Here is a 22,201-nt window from a genome sequence, read left to right on the forward strand (position 1 = left end):
CCCATCGCCAGCAAGCCGGCTCCCACAGGATTTCATTGCAGTTCAGGTTCAGGTATTAGCGAGCCAACGCCAACGCCACACCCTGACCACCACCGATGCACAGGGTCGCCAGACCCTTCTTGGCATCGCGCTTGATCATTTCATGCAGCAGGGTCACCAGTACGCGGCAGCCAGACGCGCCGATCGGGTGGCCGATGGCGATGGCGCCGCCGTTGACGTTGACCTTGGCCTGATCCCAGCCCAGCTCCTTGCCCACCGACAGCGATTGTGCGGCAAAGGCTTCGTTGGCTTCGATCAGGTCCAGTTGCTCAATAGTCCAGCCGGCCTTGTCCAGGCAGCGACGGGTAGCGCTGACCGGGCCAATGCCCATGATGGCCGGGTCGACACCGGCGTTGGCATAGGCGGCGATGCGCGCCAGTACTGGCAGGCCCAGTTGTTCGGCCTTGGCTGCGCTCATCAGGATCACCGCTGCGGCGCCATCATTCAGCGACGAAGCGTTGCCCGCAGTCACGGTGCCATCTTTCTTGAAGGCCGGCTTGAGCTTGCTCAGGGATTCAGCGGTAGTGCCTGCGCGAGGCTGTTCATCGGTGGCGAAGGACAGCGGATCGCCTTTGCGCTGCGGGATCAGGATCGGGGTGATTTCGTCGACGAAGCGCCCGGCTTCGATGGCGGCACTGGCTTTCTGCTGAGACGCGGCGGCGAAAGCATCTTGCGCCTCACGGCTGATATCGAACTTTTCCGACAGGTTCTCGGCAGTAATACCCATGTGATAGTCGTTGAAGGCGTCCCACAGACCGTCGCTGATCATGGTGTCGATCACGGTGCTGTGGCCCATGCGCAAGCCCGTGCGGGCGCCGGGCATGACGTAGTTGGACAGGCTCATGTTTTCCTGGCCACCGGCAATGATCACCTCGGCATCGCCACAGCGGATCGCCTGGGCGCCCAGATGCAGGGCCTTGAGACCCGAGCCGCAGACCTTGTTCAGGGTCATGGCCGGTACGGAGAATGGCAGCCCGGCCTTGATCGCGGCCTGACGTGCAGGGTTTTGCCCGGCGCCGGCGGTCAGCACCTGGCCCATGATCACTTCATCGACTTGCGCACCGTCGAGGCCGGTCTGGGCGAGCAACTGGCGGATCACCGCAGCGCCCAGATCAACGGCCGGAATGTTTGCCAGAGAGCCCTGGAAACTACCGACTGCGGTACGGGTGGCGGCAACGATAACAACGTCTTGCATGGCACGGTTCCTCATTGTTCTTGGGGGAGGCGACGGGCAACAGGCAACCGGCCCTGATCGCAGGAAACGAAGGAGCGCATGTTGGCACAGATGGGGGACGAGGTTCCAATCGACCGTTACAACAGGCCCATGCGCCGTTTGGCCCGGTGGACCGAGGCATTGCGTACCGACCAGCGCAACACGGGCGCGACGGTATGCACGGCGCTGCGGATCAGGCGGCGTTGCAGGGCGCTCTGCTGGATGCCGAACATCTCCCGCGCCCAGTCCGGCAGCAGGTCGATGCCGCCCTGCATCATCAGGTTACCTACCGGCTTGGCCAGGCGGCTCGGGGCAGGGGCGTCGAGGAGCAGGCTCAGCACCGTATGACTGCGCTCATTGCACAGCAATTGCGGGCGCATGTGTTGCAGGTACTCGGCCACGGCGTCTCGCGAACGGGGAATGTCCCGGGCACCCAGGCGTTCGGCCACCAAGGCGGTCTCGGCGTAGTAGCGATCCTGATCGGCCAGGGACAGATGCGGGTTGAGATAGCGCAGATGAGCGGCGAGAAAGTTACTGACTTCGGCCACATGCACCCAGGTCAGCAGGTCAGGGTCGCTGGCGGCATAGGCCCGGCCGTCTGGCGCGGTGCCGACCACTTGCAGATGGATGGTGCGCACCTTGTCGATCAGCCAGTTGGCGTCGTGAGTCGAGCCGAAGGTGGTGCCGGAAATGAACTGACCGGTGCGGCGCAGGCGACCGAGCATGTCCTGACGAAAATTTGAATGGTCCCAGACCCCGGCAAGGGCCAGGGGGTGAAGCATTTGCAGGAGCAGGGCGCTGATGCCGCCAGTCAGCATGCTGGGAAAGTCGCCATGGACCTGCCAGCAGATGGCGTCGGGGCCATAGAGTCCGGGGTCGCCCTTGGGGTTTTCCATGTCCAGCTGGCCCAGGGCCAGACCGGTCAGGCTCATGACCTGGGTTTCAATGCGACGACGAATGAATTCCATGGATTCTCGGTTTTGTTACAGCCAATACCGCCTGACCATGCCGTGCTTGTTGCGGGGATTCAAGCTCTTCAAACAATTAAATCGCATGATGACGCCCTGGGGAAATAAAACACCGCATCACCACCTGAATTAATCACATCCCGTTGGACCCGCTGTAGCCGGGAAGGTGTCGGCACAGACGACAGAGAGGTATCGAGTTCACCGCCCCTTTCCCGGCTAAAGCCGGTCCCACAGGAGTCCTGTGTTTGCTATACGACGGGCGATCCCCTAAGACTCGGCTGTTTTGCAGGCGATTTTTTGTTGGGCTGACTGGCGCCGCTGTTTGCGCTTTATCGCTCTGGACGATACAAACACTATGACTGCGCCATTAATGGGTAATGCCAGGGCAAGCGTTATCCCCATAAAAATTCCGCCCCATACAACGTCGTCACATGACATTCCCTCATGACCCGTGATTAACCGATGGAGCCAAGCCTCTGGTAAAACAAGTAGTAGCAAAAAAAACTATAACTAAAAACGGTGCGAGAAATGCGAGCCACATTGCAATGAGTTTTATTCTTTTTCTTGCCTTGCTCCCATTCTGCCATTCTGAAGCGCCAGTAAAATTGTAAGCGTATTTTGCAGTGCTCCATATTAGAGTTAAGGTCAGAGTCAGGGTTAGGAAAGATACTGTTTTGAGTTCTGTCCATTCTGTCTCATGTTTGCTAATCGATAGCATCTTAAGAATCCAGTCGTATGCTCTATAAGCATCCAACGATTCAGCCAGAGCCCAAAAAACAGCCATGTATACACACCAGACAATTGCCAGCTTGATTGGATTCATTTAGTAGACCTGTACAGTTCCATAAGCTGTTAACGACGCACTGATGTTTATCCGTGCAGTGTTCAGCAATGCCTCTCTCAATATTGCGTAGTGTGAGTGGCTGGGAAGGGTTATGCACCCTTCGCTGACCCCGGAATAGCCTGCTGGATACAGTCTGAATGCGCCGCGTTTGACTTGATCGATAAAGGTAATGTCATCCACATTGCCATCCTCACGATACAATCCGAACCATAGGTCTCGATCTGAGCCGCTCATTAAGGAATTAACGCTAGCTTCCACTTTAGTGCTAATGCCGCCTCTAGGCCTATCGACAATGTAATACTTGGCAAACGGCAACCGCCCTGCCTCTACGACCGCCACCGAATCCGGATTATTCCGATGTGCCCCGGCAGTATTGAACGGCTGTTTTTGCAGGCTGTTTTTTATTGGGCTAAGTGGCGTCGCTGTCTGCGCTTTATTGCTTGGGATGATAAAAACACAATGACTGCGCCATTAATGGGTAATGCCAGGGCAAGCGTTATCCTGATAAAGATTCCGTCCCATACAACATCGTCGCATGACATTCCGTCATGACCCGTAATTAACCGATGTAGCCAAACCTCCGGTAAAACAAAATTCAATAAAATAACTATCGCCAAATACGGTACAAGAAATGCGGACCATATTGCAATGAGTTTTATTCTTTTTTTTGTCCCATTCCCCTGCTGCCATTCTGAAATCCCTGTAAAAAAATGAGCGTATTTTGTTGTAAGCCAAATTAATATAAAGGTTAAAGTGAAATGGAGGGAGAATCGCGCTCCGAGCTCTATCCCTCCGGCATCATTTTTGCTGATCGATAGCACTCCTAGAAACCATTCTTGCTGTACGTAGACATCATACACTTCAACGATGGCGATAAAAAGAATCGTATATATACACCAGGCAATTGCCAGTCTGATAGGGTTCATTTAATAGACCTGTATAGTGCCATAGGCTGTTAACGAAAAACTAATTTTTATTTGTGCGGTTTTCAGCAATGCATCTCTTAATATGCGTAGTGTGAATGATTGGGAGGGGTTATGCACCCTTCGCTGACCCCTGAATAGCCCGCTGGATGCAGTCTGAATTCGCCACGCCTGACTTGATCGATAAAGGTGATGTCATCCACATTGCCATCTTCACGATATAATCTGAACCATAGGCTTCTATCTGAACCGCTCATTAAGGAATTAACGCTAGCTTCCACTCTAGTCCTAATACCGCCTCTAGGCCTATCAACAATGTAATACTTGCCAAACGGCAACGGCTCCTCATTGACGATCGCCACTGAATCCGGCTTATTCCGATGCGCCCCGGTATTATTGATCGGCTGCTTTGTAGGCGGTTTTTTGTTGAGCTGATTGGCGCAGTTGTTTGCGTTTTATTACTTGGGACGATACAAATGCCACGAATGCACCGTTAATGGGTATAGCTAGGGCAAGCGTTATCCCGCCAATTATTCCGTTCCAGACAACGTCGTCGCACGGCATTTCCCTACCCATGAACAATCGGTATAGCCAAGCTTCTGGTAAGGCAAGGTTTGATAATGCAAAGATCACCACGTATGTCACAAAAAATGCATGCCATATTAAAATCAGCTTAATTTTTTGCCTAGGCCTCGTGATGTTTTTCCTCCAGGCTGAATTCATAAAGGCGTAAGCAACTCTCGCGGTAAGCCAGATAAGCACCGAATTCAAGAGCAAAGACAGGAGAAGCTGGACTTCAAACGCTATCCGGGTTGCACCATGAGAGCTAACAGCATCTTTGCTAAACGATAACCCGTTGATGATCCAGTCTGGGGGTACATATGCATCCATTAAGTGGAGCAAGACAAGATAAGCAATCGCATACGCACACCATGTAACCGCTAACCTAACTGAATTCATTAGTAGACCTGTACAGTTCCATAAGCTGTTAACGAAGCGCTGATTTTTATCTGCGCAGTTCCAAGCAGGGCATCTCTCAAAATTTTATAGTGCGAATGATTGGGGAGGGTTATGCACCCTTGGCTTATTCCGGAATATCCAGCTGGATGCAATCTGAAAGCGCCACGCTCGATTTGATCAATAAAGGTAGTGTCATCCACATTGCTATCCTCACGATATAATGCAAACCATATGAATCGATTCGAGCCGCTCAAAGCAGAAGCGTAGTAGGCCCTTGCGATGTCCACAGGGCCGCCTCTAGGCCTATCAACAATATAATACTTGCCAAACGGCAACGGCCCCTCATTGACGATCGCCACTGAATCCGGATTATTCCGATGCACCCCGGCATAGCCCGAATAGGCAGGAAAGAACCCAACCCCCGGAACGCTCAACGTCGACAACCCATAGCTATTCAGCAGGTAGGTACACCGAATCATCGCTCGCTCCATGAGTCGGAAAACTCGATATTTCCATCGCAGTGCTTCCAGGTTATTTTTTCATAGCGAAGCGACACCGACTCCATGTGATTATGCTTAGCCATTGATGCATTTTTGCAGTCATGCATCACAGGGCACACGGCAACAACTTTCACGTTTTCAAGGAGCATGTTGAAATACTCCTCTTCCTGGCCTGAGTCATTGATGGTGTACCACTTGAATTTCGCCGACGTGAGTGTCTGACCTTTTGCAACAGCCTTATAGAGATAGGGACTGGCCGAATCGAACTCTTTTTCAAAAGTTATCGGTGCGTGGGCGCGCGGGCCGGTAATTTTACCGTTGCTATCATCCGTCGGTAGAAACAGCCCGTGACCGAAGCCCAGGACTTCAATACTCCTTTCCCGTCCTTGTACTCTGACAGAACCTTTGATGTCTGCGCCGCCATCATCTTTCAGCCATAGGTATGCTGGAATCGCCATTGTGTTATGTCCCTTTACACGGTGTATGAAATTTCGGCGAGATAATAATGCAAGCCTGTTGTGTGTACATGCCGGATTTGTAACGGGTGAGGAGTAATTATATTTCTTTATATTGCGTTTAAATATCGAAAGTCAGAGGGGCTCGCTATTTCGCAGCCGAATCGCCCTCTCGCAAATGAACTTAATGTTTATCTTCACAAGGGGCTTCTCAGGCATACGCATTGGTGGTCAGTTGCCTTCTGAAAACATAAAAAATGTGACGAATGTGAAGGACCGCTCTCTTTCCTTTGAGTGAAATTTCCTTAACAATCCCGAGCCCTTGTTTCTGCGAATTTCCGGGCCTAGTCTGCGCCCCGCCACTGAAAAATTCAGTGGTCGGGCGTGAGAACCCGGGACTGCGGTTACAAGTTACCTGGCTTTTTCACCGATCGGCTTTCGGTGAATGCTTTATGGCGGCTGTGACGGGCAGACTTCGGTCTGGCCGGGTTTCCGTGGTTCCCTGGTTCTCACCCCGTTAACAGCCGCCACCTCTTCGCTCGCGTGAGAACGGTAAAGGCGTGGCTCTTTTGGAGATTGACCATGGTTAAAAAATTAGTACCCGATCCGCCCTACACCTTCGAAGAAACCCTGATCCGCATATTCGACCTGCTGCGTTGCGCCGCAGCGGTGGTCTATGAGTCCGGCGATCAGCAAAGTGGCTCCTAGCGCGATCTGCCGTTTGCAGCGATGTATCTGATCGACATGGCCAAGGCCCTGGCCAATGAGCTGCTGAGCCAGCTTCAGGAACTTCGAGCGACGTGAGGGCATAAAAAAACCGCCTGCTAGCAGGCGGTTTTTATTGAAGCGAAGGTCAGGATCAGCCGCGATGACGACCGCGGAAGTAATTGATCAGGCCCTGAGTGGAGGCATCGTCGGCAGGCTCTTCGATGCCGCCGGTCAGGCGTTGATAGACGCCCTTGCCCAGTTCCTTGCCCAACTCCACGCCCCACTGGTCGAAGGCGTTGATGCCCCAGACCACGCTCTGGACGAAGACCTTGTGTTCGTACATTGCCACCAGCGCGCCAAGACGACGCGGGCTGATGCGTTCGACCACAAGGGTGTTGCTCGGACGATTGCCGGGGATGACCTTGTGAACCGCCAGCTTCTGCACCTGATCTTCCGGCAGGCCCTTGTCGCGCAACTCGGTTTCGGCCTCGGCGCGGGTCTTGCCGAGCATCAGCGCCTGGCTTTGCGACAGGCAGTTGGCGTACAGCCACTGGTGATGGTCGGAGACCGGGTTGAAGCTGACGATCGGCACGATGAAGTCGGCCGGGATCAGTTGGGTGCCCTGGTGCAGCAGCTGGTGATAGGCATGCTGGCCGTTGCAACCAACGCCACCCCAGATGACCGGGCCGGTGTCGGTGGACACCGGCGTGCCGTCCTGGCGCACGCTCTTGCCGTTGGACTCCATGTCCAACTGCTGCAGGTGCTTGGTGATATTGCGCAGGTAATGGTCGTACGGCAGGATCGCGTGGCTCTGCGCGCCCCAGAAGTTGCCGTACCAGACGCCAAGCAGGGCCAGCAGCACCGGCATGTTCTGTTCGAATGGCGCGCTCTGGAAGTGCTGGTCCATGGTGTAGGCACCGGACAGCAGTTCCTTGAAGTTGGACATGCCGATGGCCAGGGCAATCGGCAAACCGATGGCCGACCACAGCGAGTAACGACCGCCGACCCAGTCCCACATCGGGAAGATGTTCTCTTCACGGATACCGAAGGCCACGGCAGCGGCGTTGTTGCTCGACACGGCAATGAAGTGCTTGTACAGCTCGGCCTCGGAACCGCCCTGGGCCAGATACCAGGCGCGAGCGGCCGTGGCGTTCTTCAGGGTTTCCAGGGTGCTGAAGGTTTTCGACGAAACGATGAACAACGTCGTCTCGGCACGCAGCTTCATGGTCAGCTCGTGGAACTCACTGCCGTCGATATTGGCCAGGTAATGGCAGCGCACGCCTTTCTGGGCGTAGGACAACAGCGCTTCGGAGACCAGCTCTGGGCCGAGGAACGAGCCACCGATGCCGATATTCACCACGTCAGTGATCGGCTTTTCGGTGTAGCCGCGCCACAGGCCATCGTGAATGCGCCCGACCAGATCGGTCATCTGGTTCAGCACTTTGTGGACTTCGGGCATCACATCGACGCCTTTGACCAGCAGCTTGTCGCCCACCGGGCGGCGCAGTGCGGTGTGCAGGGCCGGGCGGCCTTCGGAAGCGTTGACCAGGTCGCCGTCGTACTGCGCCTTGATGGCGTCCTTGAGGCCCACTTCATTGGCCAGGTTTACCAGCAATGCGCGGGTTTCGGCGTTGATCAGGTTTTTCGAATAGTCGAGGAACAGCCCGCAGCTACTGAGGGTGAATTGACTGAAACGCTGCGGATCTGCGTTGAAGGCCTCGCGCATGCTGAAGTTCTGCATGCTGTCGCGGTGTTGGAGCAACGCCTGCCAGGCTGGCAGAGCGGTAACGTCGGAAGGAGTGCGGTAGTACGCCATCGCTGCGGGTTTCCTTGTACGGGGAACTGCCTTGGACATTGAAGCGAGTCGGGCCAATCAGGCACACGCAGCAGCCTAAACCCTGCGTGTCCTTCTGTCTGCGCCTCGCTTTACCTGGGCTCGGTACTATTTCACACAATGATGTGATCCGAGTCTTACGCAAACTGTACCGGTATGGCATTGCTGGTATGGCTAAGTTCATTTCCCGGCGACATGTACAGCATGCGCGGTTTGAAATCGACCAGCTCGGCGTCGGAGTACTGAGCATAGGCACAGATGATTACCCGATCACCAACTTTTGCTTTATGAGCCGCCGCGCCATTGACCGAGATCATTCGCGAACCGGCTTCACCTCGAATAGCGTAGGTGGTAAAGCGCTCGCCGTTGTCGACGTTATAGATCTGGATCTGTTCGTACTCGCGAATGCCTGACAGGTCCAGCCAGTCGCCGTCGATGGCGCAAGAGCCTTCGTAGTCGAGCACCGCATGTGTAACCTCGGCACGGTGCAGCTTGGCTTTGAGCATGATGGTGTGCATGGATCGTGTTAGTCCTTGGTCAGGTGCAGATTGTCGATCAGACGCGTAGTGCCCAGGAAGGCGGCGGCGAGGATCACCAGGTCGGTGTCTTCGGCGGTGGCCGGGCGCAATTGCGCGGCTTCGCGGACTTCCAGGTAATCCGGGCGCAAACCCTTGGCTGCAAGGTCGCGCTTGCCGGTCTCGAGCAGTTGGGCAAAATCGCGGTCGCCGCCGCGAATGGCCGCGCCAATACGAGTGATGACCTGATACAGGTTTGGCGCGATGGCGCGTTGCTCTGGCGTCAGGTAGCCATTACGCGACGATAAGGCCAGGCCGTCGCTATCACGTACCGTCGGTTCGCCAATGATCTGGATCGGCATATTCAGGTCCCGCACCAGGGCGCGGATCACCGTCAGTTGCTGAAAGTCTTTCTCGCCGAATACCGCCAGGTCAGGCTGGACCATATTGAACAGCTTGCTCACTACCGTGGCCACGCCGTCGAAATGCCCAGGGCGGCTGGCGCCACACAGGCCTTCGGAGAGCACTGGCACGCTGACAATGGTCTGGTCGTTCATGCCGTGGGGGTACATTTCTTCCACGGACGGGGTGAAGAGCAGATGACAGCCGGCCTGCAGGAGTTTTTCCTGGTCGGCGGCGAGGGTGCGTGGGTAGGTTGCCAGGTCTTCGTTGGGGCCGAATTGCAGCGGGTTGACGAAGATGGTCGCTACCACGAAGTCGGCGCGCTGGGCGGCCTTGGTGATCAGTGCCGCATGGCCGCTGTGCAGGTTGCCCATGGTCGGCGCCAGGCCGATGCGCTTGCCTTCGCTACGAGCGCGGGCGACGGCGGCGCGCAGCTCGCGGACCGTTTTGACTGTGTTCATGCCGAGAATCCATGTTCAGGGGCCGGGAAGCTGACGTCTTTGACCGCAGCAACATAAGCCTGGAGGGCCGACTGGATATCCGTCTGGCCAGTCATGAAGTTTCTGACGAACTTGGGCACGCGGCCGCTGATCGACAGGCCCAGCATGTCGTGCAGCACCAGTACCTGACCGTCGGTGGCGCTGCCGGCACCGATGCCGATCACCGGGATTTTCACCGCATGGGTGATTTCCTCGGCCAGTTCGCTGGGTACACATTCCAGCAGAATCATGGCGGCGCCAGCCTGCTCGATGGAGATGGCGTCGGCGCGCATCTGCCGAGCTTGGGCTTCGACGCGCCCCTGGACTTTGTAGCCACCGAGGACATTCACCGACTGCGGGGTCAGGCCCATATGGGCGCAGACCGGAATGCCACGCTCGGCTAGCAAACGGATCGATTCCGTCAGCCAGGCCGCGCCTTCGACTTTGACCATATGCGCACCGGCCTGCATCAGCGCGGCGCTGTTGGCAAAGGTCTGTTCAAGGGTGGCGTAAGCCATGAACGGCAGGTCGGCGAGAATCATGGCGCCCTGGTTGCCGCGCTTGACGCAGGCAACGTGGTAGGCCATTTCGGCGGTGGTAACGGGCAGGGTGCTGTCATGGCCTTGCAGCACCATGCCCAGCGAATCGCCGACCAACAACACCTCGACCCCGGCCTGGCTGGCGGCGTGGGCGAATGTTGCGTCGTAGCAGGTCAGCATGGTGATTTTCTCACCTTTGTGCTTGAGGGCCTGCAGCGACGTAACGGTTATCTCTGGCATGGAAAAAGTCCTCGGTCAGGCGCTGTGAACTGTAGATTCATTCTGTCTGAGGCAGGCACGCCGTCGTTGTGCGGTGTTAATTACAGCCTGCTTTGCGCCCATTTACTCGTCTTAAGCAACGGGACGCCTATCTTCGTGAGGAGGGGGCATGAAGTCAATTGCAGGTGTTACCAGATATTCGCCTGTGTTACGGCCGACGTGTTACGGGTGACACCCGGCAATCAGAGGCTGGCAGGCAGGCGCTCAAGACCTTCGAACGGGCAGGCGGCGAGCAGCTGCTCTAGCGTGCGGCCGTCGGCCAGTTGCAGGTCGGGAGCGAGTTCGGCGAGGGGGTAGAGCACGAAGGCCCGGGCCTGCATGTGATAGTGGGGCACTTTCAGACGTGGCTCGTCGATCAGGCGCTCGCCGAATATCAGGATATCCAGGTCCAGAGTGCGCGGCCCCCAGCGTTCATGGCGCTCACGGCCCTGGTCGAGTTCGATGCCTTGCAAGCCGTCGAGCAGGGCCAACGGCGCCAGGGCGCTATCCAGTGCCGCGACGGCATTGGTGTAGCGGGGTTGCCCCGGCAGCAGCGAGTCACTGATATAGAAAGACGAGACCGCTGCCAGCTGTGTGTCGGGCAGTTGCGCCATGGCTTTGATGGCATTGCGCAACTGCTCGGCAGGCTCGGTCAGGTTGCTGCCCAAGCCTATATAAACCCGTTCCATTAGCGTCACTCGCCTGCGACGTTCGACGCTTCACCGCTGCCCTTGCGCTTGCCCGGGCTGCGACGACGCTTGCGCGGTGCCGGGCCAGTGCCTTCGGGCTTGTTGCTCAGGTCGCGGATCATGTTGCGGCGTTCACTGTCGTTGCCGTCCTGATACTCGGTCCACCAGTCGCCCAGGCCGTCGGTCTGTTCGCCAGCGGCTTCACGCAGCAGCAGGAAATCGTAACCGGCGCGGAAGCGCGAGTTGTCCAACAGCAGGTCGGCACGTTTGCCGGAACGACGCGGCAGGCGCTCTTGCATGTCCCAGATTTCCCGGATCGGCAGGGTGAAGCGCTTCGGAATCGCGATGCGCTGGCACTGCTCGATGATCAGGTCGTGGGCGGCTTCCTGCATGGCGGCAATTGGCGGCATGCCGCGCTCCTGCAGGCGCAGAACCTTGGCAGGCAGAGCAGGCCACAGCAGGGCAGCGAACAGGAACGCCGGGGTCACCGGCTTGTTCTGCTTGATGCGCAGATCAGTGTTGATCAACGCCTGGCTGATCAGCGTGTGGGTGTAGGTCGGGTTGTATTCCAGGGCCTTGGAGCTGGCCGGGAACAGCGGTTCGAACAGCTCGAGGTCGACCAGCATCTCGAACACCGGCTCCGCGTAACCGGAGAGGAACAGCTTGAGCACTTCTTCGAACAGGCGCGCCGCCGGGATATCGCGCAGCATTGGCGCCAGTGGACGGATCGGCGTGGTGCTGTGTTTCTCGATGCCGAAATCCAGCTTGGCAGCAAAGCGCACGGCACGCAGCATGCGCACCGGGTCTTCTTTATAGCGCTGCTGCGGATCGCCGATCAGGCGGATCAGGCGATTGCGGATGTCATGTACGCCATTGGCGTAATCGAGCACGCGTTCGGTGACCGGATCGTAATACAAGGCATTGATGGTGAAGTCGCGGCGTTGCGCGTCTTCTTCCAGGGTGCCATAGACATTGTCGCGCAGGATGCGTCCGCTTTCATTGCGCGAGGACTGGTTGCTGTCCTCTTCTTCGTCATCCTGGGGATGATTGGCGCGAAAGGTCGCCACTTCGATGATCTCGCGACCGAAGTGGATATGGACCAGTTTGAAGCGGCGGCCGATGATCCGCGCGTTGCGGAATTCGGCACGAACCTGTTCCGGCGTGGCGCTGGTGGCGACGTCGAAGTCCTTGGGTTCAATGTTCAGCATCAGGTCGCGGACACAGCCGCCGACCAGATAGGCCTGATAGCCGGCGGTTTGCAGGCGCTCGACGATATTGACCGCGTAACGGCTGAACTGGCCTCGTTGCAGCGAATGCTGGCTGCTGTTGAGCACTTCAGGCGTGGTACGGAAGTGTTGCTGCGGCGGACGCAGAGGGGAACGTAATGACTGGAACAGCTTCTTCAGCATGGGATGCACTGTTTGAAGGAATATTCGGCCAAAAATGGAGAATGGCCGCACGATGGGCGGGGATTCTAGCATTTAGTCGAAGGATGGTGTAGGACGCGACGTGAAGTGGCAAGAATGGGTCTGGAGGGAGAAGCTACTGGGGGAGCCGAAGCTCCCCCAAAGTGTGTGCTCTTATTTTTATTGTGGTTGTGGGCTTTTTGTTTTTGTTGAGTGCCCATTCACAAGACTTTCGCCTGTGAAACCTCCCAATCGGGAGTCAAGAGCAAACGGATTGCTTTGGTACGCTGTGTTGCAATGATCAATCGATCCAACCAGTTCAGGCGCTACCTTAGGGTAGTTTTTTGTTGTTCTCAGCCTGGTTGCGGGGCAAGCCCCAAATACAACGCCTCTCCAAAAGAATCAGTTAGCTGCGCCTCCGCCGTGTTGTTCTTGTTATGCGTGAGTCGATTCGTCTTGTTTTTATTATGGGTTTTGCATTTTGCTTTTTGTTGTTCTTGTACAAAAGATATAGCAGGACCTGTGCCAACTTTTGAAAATGCCCGGAAACCGGGGCTTTCAGCGGGATGGCGTTTTTTGCGGAGATAAAAAAGCCGAGATTTCGTTACCGTAAACCCCGGCTTTTGTTACGTGTTTTGCGTGCGGTAACAGTTTTTTCACAAACCCTGCAGCCCGCACGCTAGAGCCTTTTCATTGCTGAAACGTATCAGTCGTCAGGTCTCGCTGGCCACGCCCTTGCGCCGTGGAATGCCCAGACGCTGACGACGCTCCCACAGGCACTTGCGGCTGACGCCGAGTTTGCGTGCCAGCTCGGTCTCGGTCATGTGGTCCTGATGCTCGAGAACGAAGTGCTGGAAGTAGTCTTCCAGGGACAGATCTTCGGTCGGTTCGTGGCTGGTGGGATTGGCCGGGCTCTGCTGTGGCGCCAGGCCGATGAACTCGTCGTCTTCCAGATCGCTCAGCTCGATATCGATCCCGAGCAGCTCGGCGGAGATTTCCGGGCTTTCACACAGGATGACCGCGCGCTCGACGGCGTTTTCCAGTTCGCGCACGTTACCTGGCCAGCTGTAGTGCCGGATGGCCTGTTCGGCGTCGGCGGCAAAGCGCAGGTCGTTGCGGCCGGCCTTGGCGCTTTGCCGTGCCAGGAACGCCCGGGCGATTTCATTGACGTCGGCGCCGCGTTCACGCAGGGCAGGCAGTTTCAGGGCGATGACGTGCAGGCGGTAATAAAGGTCTTCGCGGAACTGGCCGATCTTGGCCAGGCTCTTGAGGTCGCGGTGGGTCGCGGCGATCAGGCGCACATCGACCTTCTGCGACTGCACCGAGCCGACCCGGCGAATCTCGCCTTCCTGCAGTACGCGCAGCAGACGGGCCTGGGCTTCCAGGGGCAGTTCGCCGATTTCGTCGAGGAACAGGGTGCCGCCGTCGGCTGCTTCCACCAGACCGGCACGCCCGGCGCTGGCGCCGGTAAACGCGCCTTTCTCGTGGCCGAACAGTTCGGACTCGATCAGGCTTTCCGGAATCGCCGCGCAGTTCACCGAAATCATCGGGGCCTTGGCCCGGCGCGACAGGTTGTGCAGGGCGCGCGCGACCAGTTCCTTACCGGTGCCGGACTCGCCCTGCACCAGTACGTTGGAGTCACTCGGCGCGACCTTGCGAATCTTGCTGTAGAGGTCCTGCATCGGCGGGCAGGAACCGATGATGCCGATCTCGCCATTACTGTTATCCACCACACCGGGCTTGTCGCCGGCAGCGGGTTTGCTCGCCGCCGCGCGCTCGGCCTGCATACCTTGCAGGGTCTGGCGGTCGCGCAGGATGCGGGCGACGGCCTGGAGCATTTCGTCGTGGTCGAAGGGTTTGGCGATGTAGTCCACCGCGCCCATTTTCATCGAGTCCACGGCAGAACGCAGGCTGGCGTAGCTGGTCATGATCAGCACCGGCTTGCCCTGGCCGAGCTTGATCAGCTCGGTGCCGGGGGCGCCAGGCAGGCGCAGGTCACTGACTATCAAATCAAACGAGGGAATGCTGAACCGTTCCTGGGCTTCCTGCACCGAACCGGCTTCGCTGACCTCGTACTGGTTGCGCTCCAGCAACCGACGCAGGGCTGAACGGATAATGGTTTCGTCTTCGACGATCAGAATATGCGGCATTGATTCGGTTCTCTCGACGGTCTCAGTTCACGGCGGACGTCGCTTCGACATGGCGCGGCAGGGTCACCCGAATACGGGTCCCGCGCTGGTGCTCGGCGTCTGCCGGGCTGTCGATGGTGATTTGTCCATAATGCTCTTCAACGATGGAATAGACCAGTGCGAGGCCCAGTCCGGTTCCCTCCCCAGGCTCCTTGGTGGTGAAGAACGGTTCGAACAATCGATCCATGATTGCCTTGGGTATGCCACTGCCTTCGTCTTCGACTATGAGGTCGACGGTGTGTTCGCAGGCTTCACTCTTTACCCGCACCGCACTGCCCGCAGGCGATGCGTCGCGGGCGTTGGAGAGCAGGTTGATCAACACCTGTGCCAAGCGTTGCGGGTCGCCATCGACCCAATGCTCGGGATTGCACAGATTGTAGAATTGCACTTCGAAGTTGCGCCGATTCAGTGCCAGCAGACCAATGGCATCCTGGGCGACTTCGGCCAGACAGACGGCTTCGTCGCTGTGCTGATGGCTGCCGGCGTGGGCAAAGCTCATCAGCGACTGGACGATGCGTGAAACCCGTTTGGTCTGTTCGAGAATCTGGCTGCTGATCTCGGTCAGCTCGCCATCTTCCTCGCGCTCTTCGCGCAGGTTCTGCGCCAGGCAGGCGATACCGGTGATCGGGTTGCCGATCTCGTGGGCTACCCCGGCGGCGAGCCGACCGATGCTGGCCAGACGCTCTGAATGCACCAGCTTGTCTTCGAGCATCTGCGTGTCGGTGAGGTCTTCGACCAGCAAAACCAGGCCGCTGTTACCCGGCGCAAGAGGCTCGTCGATGGCCGCCTTGTGCAGGTTCAGCCAGCGGGTCTGGCCGTCATGTGTCAGGCGATGCTTGTGCAGGTGTTCATCGGGAATATTGATGAAGCCCAGCAGCAGCTCTTTCCACGGCTCGCCGATGGTCGGCAGGCGTGAGCCGACCACACGCTGGGCGGGCACGCCGGTGAGTTCTTCCATGGCCTTGTTCCACATCAGGATCTCCTGATCCTTGGCCAGGGAGCAGACGCCCATGGGCAGTTCCTGCAGGGTCTGGCGATGGTAACGGCGCAGGGCATCGAGTTCGGCGGCCAGCCCGGTCAGGCGCGAGTGGTAATCCTCGAGGCGGCTTTCGATGAAGTGGATGTCTTCGGTGACGTAGTTCTCGCCGCCGGATTTGTAGGGCAGGAAGGTTTCCACCATGTCCTGGGCCACGCTTGGACCCATCAGGCCGGACAGGTTGGCCTCGATCCGGTCGCGCAGGCGCCGCAGGGCATAAGGGCGGCGCTCGTCGAAGGGCAGGTAGAGATCGCGCAGGGCCTGTTCGACTTCTTTCTGCGCCGCCTTGGCGCCCAGAGGCTTGGCCAGTTGTGTGGCGAACTCCTGGGGCGAGGCAGCATGCAGTTCGCGGCGTTGCGGGCGACGCACGTTGTCCACGGCACAGGCTTCGGCGGCGCTGGCTTCTTCGGGGCTGGCGTTGCTGAACAGCGAAATCAGCGTGAAGAACAGTACGTTGGCGGCCAGGGAAGCGATGGCCGCCATGTGCCAACTGGTGTCGTCGAGCACATAAATCATGTTCAACAGGGGAATGTAGAAGCCCTGGAAATGCCCGATCAGCGGCAACAGCATGCTGATGACCCAAACCGCCATACCCGCCAGCAGCCCGGCGATAAAGCCGCGCCGGTTAGCCGTGGGCCAGTACAGCACCGACAGCACGCCGGGAAGGAATTGCAGGGTGGCGACGAAGGCGACGATGCCCAGGTTGGCCAGGTCTTGCTGTGCACCGAGGAGCAGGTAAAAGCCGTAGCCAAGCATGATAATGGCGACGATCAGGCCGCGCCGCGTCCACTTCAGCCAGCGGTAGATATTGCCTTCAGCCGGTGGCTGGTACAGCGGCAGCACCAGGTGATTGAGGGCCATACCCGACAGCGCCAGGGTGGTGACGATGATCAGGCCGCTGGCCGCCGACAGACCGCCGACATAAGCGAGCAGGGCCAGGGCCTGATTGTTGGTGGCCATGCCGATACCGAGGATGAAGTATTCGGGGCTGGTGCTGGCCCCCAGTTTCAATCCGGCCCAGAGAATCAGCGGCACAGCCAGGCTGATCAGTAGCAGGAACAATGGCAGGCCCCAGCTGGCACTGACCAGCGAGCGCGGGCTGAGATTCTCGGTGAACGTCATGTGGTACATGTGCGGCATGACGATGGCCGAGGCAAAGAAGACCAGCAGCAGGGTGCGCCATGGGCCTTCCTGTAACGGGGTATGCAGCGCGGCCAGGGCGCTCTGGTTCTGCAACAGCCACACCTCCAGCTGCTGCGGGCCGTCGAACACGCCGTACAACGCATACAGGCCGACACCACCGATGGCCGCCAGCTTGATCACCGACTCGAAGGCGATGGCGAACACCAGACCTTCGTGTTTCTCCCGGGTGGCGATATGCCGGGAACCGAAGAAAATCGTGAACAGGGTGATCAGTGCGCAGAAGGCTACGGCGACACGATGCTGCACCGGTTCCTGGGTGAGGATGCCGATGGAGTCGGCCACCGCCTGAATTTGCAGGGCCAGTAACGGCAACACGCCGATCAGCATGAAAATGGTGGTCAGGGCGCCGGCCCAGGTGCTGCGAAAGCGGAAGGCGAACAGGTCGGCCAGGGACGACAATTGATAGGTACGGGTGATGCGCAGGATCGGATACAGCAGCACCGGCGCCAGCAGAAAGGCACCGGAGACTCCCAGGTAACTGGAGAGGAAACCGTAGCCGTATTCGTAGGCCAGCCCCACCGTGCCATAGAACGCCCAGGCGCTGGCGTAGACCCCGAGCGACAGGGTGTAGGTCAGTGGATGGCGGATGATCCAGCGCGGGATGACACCGCGCTCGCTGATCCACGCCACCCCGAACAGCGCCAGCAGGTAGGCCGCGCTGACCAGGATCATCTGGGTCAGGCTAAAGCTCATCGGCATCTCGCTGACTTTGCAGGATGAAGGTCACGGCAATGAGGATCAGCCATAACAGGTAAGGCCTGTACCAGGCCCCCGTGGCGTCGATCCACCAGTCCATGATCGCGGGTGAAAACAGGTAGATGCCTACAACCAGAAGCAGGACCAAGCGGTAGATATACATCGGGCCTCCTTATCTCTGGGGGTGAACACGGTGCGGCATGGTAAACGATGGCGAACAAGCTGCAAGCGGCGTTTCTGCCGTGTCTTGGCTGAAGGCTCTAGATCGGTCTATGCAGACTTCATCATCAGTCTATACAGGCCTCATCAACCGTGCGCAGGGTCGGAATCAAGTTGGCATTCCAGCGCGGTATCGCCCATTTGAGTACTTCGGCCGGGGTTGCGTCGTGCAGTTCTGCCGCCGTTGGCTGGCCCAATGCGCGCAGTGCCCGCAGTAACAAAGGCGTGGCCTGATCCGAAGGCAGCGGCGCCGAGCGATAGGACTTGCCCAGTTTATTCCCATCGGGCTGGGTGATGAGCGGTATATGTAGATAGCGTGGCTGCGGCAGGCCGAGCAGTTCCTGCAAATACAGCTGGCGTGGTGTTGAGTCGAGCAGATCGGCACCCCGGACGATATCGGTAATGCCCTGCCAGGCATCGTCCAGCACCACCGCCAGTTGATAGGCGTAAAAGCCGTCCCGGCGACGAATGACGAAATCGCCGACATCGCGACCCAGATGCTGCGCAAACTCGCCCTGGACCCGGTCCTGGAAGCGGTAGGTCAATTCCGGCACGCGAATACGAATGGCGGCGTTCTCCGGTTCATGGCCGGCATTGCGACACAGCCCCGGATAAATCCCCTGATAATCCTCAAGTTGCTTGCGCGAACAGGTGCAGGCGTAGGCCAGACCGTAGCTGAACCAGCGATTCAGTACTTCGGCGTAGGCGTCATGCCGGTCGCTCTGGCGGATGCACTCGCCATCCCATTCGAAACCATAACTTTCCAGGGTGTCGAGGATGGCTTTCTGCGCTCCGGGGACTTCACGGGGCGGATCAAGGTCTTCCATGCGCATCAGCCATTTCCCACCTGCGGCGCGAGCGTCGAGGTAGGAGGCGAGGGCGGCGACCAGCGAACCGAAGTGCAGGAAACCGCTGGGGGTCGGGGCAAAGCGCCCGATGTAAGCAGCAGAGGTCATGGGTGGTGAAGATCCTGGGCCGGTAAAGAGAAAGCCATAACGCAAAAGAGACGCCGAAGCGTCTCTTTGTTCAAGGCATCAGGCAGCTTATTTGCCGACCTGTTTTTCCTTGATTTCTGCCAGGGTCTTGCAGTCGATGCACAGATCCGCAGTTGGGCGGGCTTCCAGACGGCGCAGGCCGATCTCGATGCCGCAGGACTCGCACCAGCCATACTCTTCGTCTTCGATGAGTTGCAGGGTCTTGTCGATTTTCTTGATCAGCTTGCGCTCGCGGTCGCGGGCACGAAGCTCCAGGGCGAATTCCTCTTCCTGGCTGGCGCGGTCGGCCGGGTCAGGGAAGTTGGCCGCCTCGTCTTTCATGTGATCCACGGTGCGATCCACTTCATGCATCAAGTCCTGTTTCCACTTGTTCAGGATCTTGGTGAAATGCTTGCGCATGGGATCGCCCATGTATTCTTCGCCCTTCGTTTCTACGTAGGGTTCGAAACCGCTGATCTGCTGACTTTTTTGCTTTTCTTCGGTGGGCATGGAATGGACCGCCTCTCACTCTTTAATCCATTTGCGCAGGATAGGGTCCTTCACCGACACCCGTCGGCCCTGCGACTGCAAGCGGGCGAACTTACCAGATCAAATCAGAGTGCGCTACTCCCGGTTGTCGAGCCTGTGTTGACGGGGCTGCACGTTTATGAAGTTCGTCAAAGTTCCGCGTTCCAGTGAACTAGCTGCGATTTATTTTAGTTGCTGCCGGGGATCGCGCCGGGAGTTTTTTCTTGCGGGTGCAGTACCTGACGAGTATTTGCCGTAGCGCCGGACCGAGGCTTGGGTAGAATCAGCGCCCTGAGTTGTCAGTTTCGTTCTCCAGTTGCAGAAGGAAAGGCCTATGGCTTCCCCCTACAGTGCGCGCAGTCGCGATATCGAACCTTTCCATGTGATGGCGCTGCTGGCGCGGGCCAATGAGCTGCAGGCGGCGGGCTTTGATGTGATTCACCTGGAAATCGGTGAGCCGGACTTCACTACCGCCGCACCGATCATCGCCGCCGGGCAGGCCGCACTGGCCGCTGGGCAGACGCGCTACACCGCCGCCCGCGGCTTGCCGCAATTGCGCGAGGCTATCAGCGGCTTTTATGCCCAGCGTTATCAGGTCGATATCGATCCGCAGCGCATCCTCATCACCCCGGGTGGCTCGGGTGCGCTGTTGCTCGCCAGCAGCCTGCTGGTCGATCCGGGCAAGCACTGGTTGCTGGCCGATCCGGGTTACCCGTGCAACCGGCATTTCCTGCGTCTGGTTGAAGGCTCCGCGCAACTGGTGCCGTCAGGGCCCGAGACGCGCTATCAACTGACCCCTGAACTGGTGGCGCAATACTGGAACGGCGACAGCGTGGGCGCATTGGTCGCATCCCCGGCCAATCCCACGGGCACGCTGCTGCATCGCGATGAACTGGCGGCGCTGTCTGCGGCCTTGAAGCAACGCAACGGCCATCTGGTGGTGGACGAGATCTATCACGGCCTCACCTACGGCGTCGATGCGGCGAGCGTGCTGGAAGTCGATAACGATGCGTTTGTCCTTAATAGTTTTTCCAAATATTTCGGCATGACCGGCTGGCGCCTCGGTTGGCTGGTGGCGCCGCCAGAAGCTGTGGCGGACCTGGAAAAGCTGGCGCAGAACCTGTACATCAGCGCGCCGAGCATGGCTCAGCACGCAGCGCTGGCGTGTTTCGAGCCGCAGACGCTGGAGATTCTCGAAGAGCGTCGCGGCGAGTTTGCCCGGCGCCGCGACTTCCTCCTCCCTGCCCTGCGCGAGCTGGGCTTCGGCATTGCCGTCGAGCCGGAGGGGGCGTTCTATCTGTACGCCGATATCAGCGCGTTTGGCGGCGATGCCTTTGCCTTCTGCCATCACATTCTGGAAACCGAACATGTAGCGATCACCCCGGGCCTGGATTTCGGTCGCTTCAAAGCGGGTCATCATGTGCGCTTTGCCTACACCCAAAGCCTGCCTCGCCTGCAAGAGGCGGTCGAGCGTATTCAACGTGGATTGCGGAGCTGGCAAGGCTGATGGAATTTTCTCCGGCACTCGAAGAAGGGCGGTTGATCCAGCGTTACAAGCGCTTCCTGGCCGATATCGAAACCGCCAGCGGTGAACAACTGACTATTCATTGCCCCAATACCGGGTCGATGTTCAATTGCATGCTGCCCGGCGGCAAGGTCTGGTTCAGTCGTTCCAACGATCCCAAGCGCAAGCTGCCCGGCACCTGGGAAATCAGCGAAACGCCCCAGGGGCGCCTGGCCTGTATTAATACGGCTCGGGCCAATCCGCTGGTCGAGGAGGCGCTGCGTGCCGGGGTCATCACCGAGCTGAACGGTTTTGTCGCCCTCAAGCGTGAAGTGCCCTACGGCCTGGAGAAGAGCCGGGTGGACTTTCGCCTGGATTACCCTGACGGCCCGGCTTACGTTGAGGTCAAGAGCGTCACCCTGGGTTTTGCCGATTCGACGGTGGCCGCTTTTCCCGATGCCGTGACCCAGCGCGGCGCCCGTCATCTGCGTGAACTGGCGACGCTGGCCCGTGACGGTGTGCGGGCGGTGCTGTTGTATTGCGTCAACCTGACCGGTGTCGATGCCGTGCGCCCGGCCGAAGAGGTCGACCCTGGCTATGCGGCGGCCTTGCGCGAAGCCGTCGCCGCCGGGGTGCTGGTACTGGCTTATGGGGTGCAATTGACGCCGCAGTCTATCCGTATGGATCGTCGCCTCGACATCCAGCTGCCGTCAGTCATCCTCGGGAAGGCTGACCCAGATGCCGTTGCCGTTCTCGCGGCAGGCAAGGGCCTGTAGCGACTCGCCTTCGCAAGGCCCGGCCACGCACTCGCCGCTTTCGATGAGAAAGAGAGCGCCGTGGGTGGCGCAGCGGATCAGGCTGGCGCTGTCATCGAGGAATTGATCCTCTTGCCAGTCCAGCCTGACTCGCCGATGCGGACAGCGGTTGCGATAGACGAAGACCTCGCCTGCCCGGCGCACGGCCAGCAAGGCCTGGCCCTGGCGTTCGAAACCGCGGCTATGAGCTTCCGGCAGTTGGTCCGAGGTGCAGAGAAATTCCAGAGTGTGTCTCCCGCAGGCGGACGGTGGGTGATGCGTAATGATGACAGGTAGCACTGACATCTGTCGGTGCCTTGCAATAT

Annotated in this window: 23 protein-coding genes; 3 read left to right on the plus strand and 20 right to left on the minus strand. The window is 58.5% G+C overall.

Annotated elements, in window-relative coordinates:
• Positions 1–55 precede the first annotated feature (55 nt).
• The 8 genes from M2401_RS24380 to M2401_RS24405 form a co-directional block, all read right to left on the minus strand.
• Positions 56–1,234, minus strand: coding sequence for an acetyl-CoA C-acetyltransferase (locus M2401_RS24380; protein WP_259106700.1), 1,179 nt, complete (start codon positions 1,232–1,234; stop codon positions 56–58).
• Between the two features lie 116 nt (positions 1,235–1,350).
• Positions 1,351–2,220 carry an oxygenase MpaB family protein gene (locus M2401_RS24385; protein ID WP_259106702.1) on the minus strand — a complete coding sequence of 290 codons (870 nt, stop codon included), beginning with the start codon at positions 2,218–2,220 and terminating at the stop codon, positions 1,351–1,353.
• A gap of 442 nt (positions 2,221–2,662) precedes the next feature.
• A complete protein-coding gene (locus M2401_RS24390) occupies positions 2,663–3,043 on the minus strand; it encodes a hypothetical protein (RefSeq protein WP_259106704.1) in 381 nt (126 codons plus the stop codon).
• Positions 3,044–3,514, minus strand: a complete 471-nt coding sequence (locus M2401_RS34730) for a DUF2778 domain-containing protein (RefSeq protein WP_409033977.1) — start codon at positions 3,512–3,514, stop codon at positions 3,044–3,046. It lies immediately after the preceding gene.
• Positions 3,466–3,990: a hypothetical protein gene (locus tag M2401_RS24395; protein ID WP_259106706.1), complete on the minus strand. Its 525-nt coding sequence runs from the start codon at positions 3,988–3,990 to the stop codon at positions 3,466–3,468. The genes M2401_RS34730 and M2401_RS24395 overlap by 49 nt, the downstream gene beginning before the upstream one ends.
• Before the next feature lie 77 nt (positions 3,991–4,067).
• A complete protein-coding gene (locus tag M2401_RS34735; RefSeq protein ID WP_409033978.1) occupies positions 4,068–4,388 on the minus strand; it encodes a DUF2778 domain-containing protein in 321 nt (106 codons plus the stop codon).
• Positions 4,389–4,946: 558 nt separating this feature from the next.
• The gene (locus tag M2401_RS24400) at positions 4,947–5,426 is read right to left on the minus strand and encodes a DUF2778 domain-containing protein (protein WP_259106708.1); all 480 of its coding nucleotides are present in this window, start codon (positions 5,424–5,426) and stop codon (positions 4,947–4,949) included.
• A complete protein-coding gene (locus tag M2401_RS24405; protein WP_259106710.1) occupies positions 5,423–5,905 on the minus strand; it encodes an Hcp family type VI secretion system effector in 483 nt (160 codons plus the stop codon). The genes M2401_RS24400 and M2401_RS24405 overlap by 4 nt, the downstream gene beginning before the upstream one ends.
• Before the next feature lie 579 nt (positions 5,906–6,484).
• On the opposite strand from M2401_RS24405, the gene M2401_RS24410 reads away from it, so the two are divergent.
• A complete protein-coding gene (locus M2401_RS24410; RefSeq protein ID WP_259106712.1) occupies positions 6,485–6,610 on the plus strand; it encodes a hypothetical protein in 126 nt (41 codons plus the stop codon).
• Positions 6,611–6,761: 151 nt separating this feature from the next.
• Here the strand turns inward: M2401_RS24410 and pgi are convergent, their stop codons facing one another.
• The 11 genes from pgi to dksA form a co-directional block, all read right to left on the minus strand.
• Complete coding sequence (gene pgi / locus M2401_RS24415; RefSeq protein WP_259106724.1) at positions 6,762–8,426, minus strand: glucose-6-phosphate isomerase; 1,665 nt, start codon at positions 8,424–8,426, stop codon at positions 6,762–6,764.
• 155 nt (positions 8,427–8,581) lie between these two features.
• The gene (panD, locus tag M2401_RS24420) at positions 8,582–8,962 is read right to left on the minus strand and encodes an aspartate 1-decarboxylase (RefSeq protein ID WP_259106727.1); all 381 of its coding nucleotides are present in this window, start codon (positions 8,960–8,962) and stop codon (positions 8,582–8,584) included.
• Between the two features lie 8 nt (positions 8,963–8,970).
• The gene (gene panC, locus M2401_RS24425; protein ID WP_259106730.1) at positions 8,971–9,822 is read right to left on the minus strand and encodes a pantoate--beta-alanine ligase; all 852 of its coding nucleotides are present in this window, start codon (positions 9,820–9,822) and stop codon (positions 8,971–8,973) included.
• Positions 9,819–10,619 (minus strand): 3-methyl-2-oxobutanoate hydroxymethyltransferase, encoded by an 801-nt coding sequence (panB, locus tag M2401_RS24430; RefSeq protein ID WP_259106732.1) that lies wholly within the window; start codon positions 10,617–10,619, stop codon positions 9,819–9,821. Before panB ends, panC begins: the two co-directional genes overlap by 4 nt.
• Before the next feature lie 221 nt (positions 10,620–10,840).
• A complete protein-coding gene (folK, locus tag M2401_RS24435) occupies positions 10,841–11,326 on the minus strand; it encodes a 2-amino-4-hydroxy-6-hydroxymethyldihydropteridine diphosphokinase (RefSeq protein ID WP_259106746.1) in 486 nt (161 codons plus the stop codon).
• Positions 11,327–11,331: 5 nt separating this feature from the next.
• Positions 11,332–12,735, minus strand: coding sequence for a polynucleotide adenylyltransferase PcnB (locus M2401_RS24440; RefSeq protein WP_259106748.1), 1,404 nt, complete (start codon positions 12,733–12,735; stop codon positions 11,332–11,334).
• A 710-nt stretch (positions 12,736–13,445) separates the two neighbouring features.
• Entirely contained in the window at positions 13,446–14,882 is a 1,437-nt protein-coding gene (locus M2401_RS24445) for a sigma-54 dependent transcriptional regulator (protein WP_259106751.1), read from the minus strand.
• A 22-nt stretch (positions 14,883–14,904) separates the two neighbouring features.
• The gene (locus tag M2401_RS24450) at positions 14,905–17,859 is read right to left on the minus strand and encodes a sensor histidine kinase (RefSeq protein ID WP_259106753.1); all 2,955 of its coding nucleotides are present in this window, start codon (positions 17,857–17,859) and stop codon (positions 14,905–14,907) included.
• Positions 17,843–18,019 carry a hypothetical protein gene (locus M2401_RS24455; protein ID WP_259106756.1) on the minus strand — a complete coding sequence of 59 codons (177 nt, stop codon included), beginning with the start codon at positions 18,017–18,019 and terminating at the stop codon, positions 17,843–17,845. The genes M2401_RS24450 and M2401_RS24455 overlap by 17 nt, the downstream gene beginning before the upstream one ends.
• Positions 18,020–18,143: 124 nt before the next feature.
• Entirely contained in the window at positions 18,144–19,031 is an 888-nt protein-coding gene (gene gluQRS / locus M2401_RS24460) for a tRNA glutamyl-Q(34) synthetase GluQRS (RefSeq protein ID WP_259106758.1), read from the minus strand.
• A gap of 87 nt (positions 19,032–19,118) precedes the next feature.
• Positions 19,119–19,559, minus strand: a complete 441-nt coding sequence (gene dksA, locus M2401_RS24465) for an RNA polymerase-binding protein DksA (RefSeq protein ID WP_259106761.1) — start codon at positions 19,557–19,559, stop codon at positions 19,119–19,121.
• A 352-nt stretch (positions 19,560–19,911) separates the two neighbouring features.
• On the opposite strand from dksA, the gene M2401_RS24470 reads away from it, so the two are divergent.
• Both M2401_RS24470 and sfsA read left to right on the plus strand, forming a co-directional pair.
• Positions 19,912–21,084, plus strand: coding sequence for a pyridoxal phosphate-dependent aminotransferase (locus tag M2401_RS24470; protein WP_259106764.1), 1,173 nt, complete (start codon positions 19,912–19,914; stop codon positions 21,082–21,084).
• The gene (gene sfsA / locus M2401_RS24475; RefSeq protein WP_259106765.1) at positions 21,084–21,857 is read left to right on the plus strand and encodes a DNA/RNA nuclease SfsA; all 774 of its coding nucleotides are present in this window, start codon (positions 21,084–21,086) and stop codon (positions 21,855–21,857) included. The genes M2401_RS24470 and sfsA overlap by 1 nt, the downstream gene beginning before the upstream one ends.
• Here the strand turns inward: sfsA and M2401_RS24480 are convergent.
• Complete coding sequence (locus M2401_RS24480; protein WP_259106829.1) at positions 21,792–22,121, minus strand: Rieske (2Fe-2S) protein; 330 nt, start codon at positions 22,119–22,121, stop codon at positions 21,792–21,794. The two genes, sfsA and M2401_RS24480, sit on opposite strands and share 66 nt — an antisense overlap.
• Positions 22,122–22,201 lie beyond the last annotated feature (80 nt).

Source organism: Pseudomonas sp. JUb42 (genome assembly GCF_024807945.1).
Lineage (GTDB): Bacteria > Pseudomonadota > Gammaproteobacteria > Pseudomonadales > Pseudomonadaceae > Aquipseudomonas.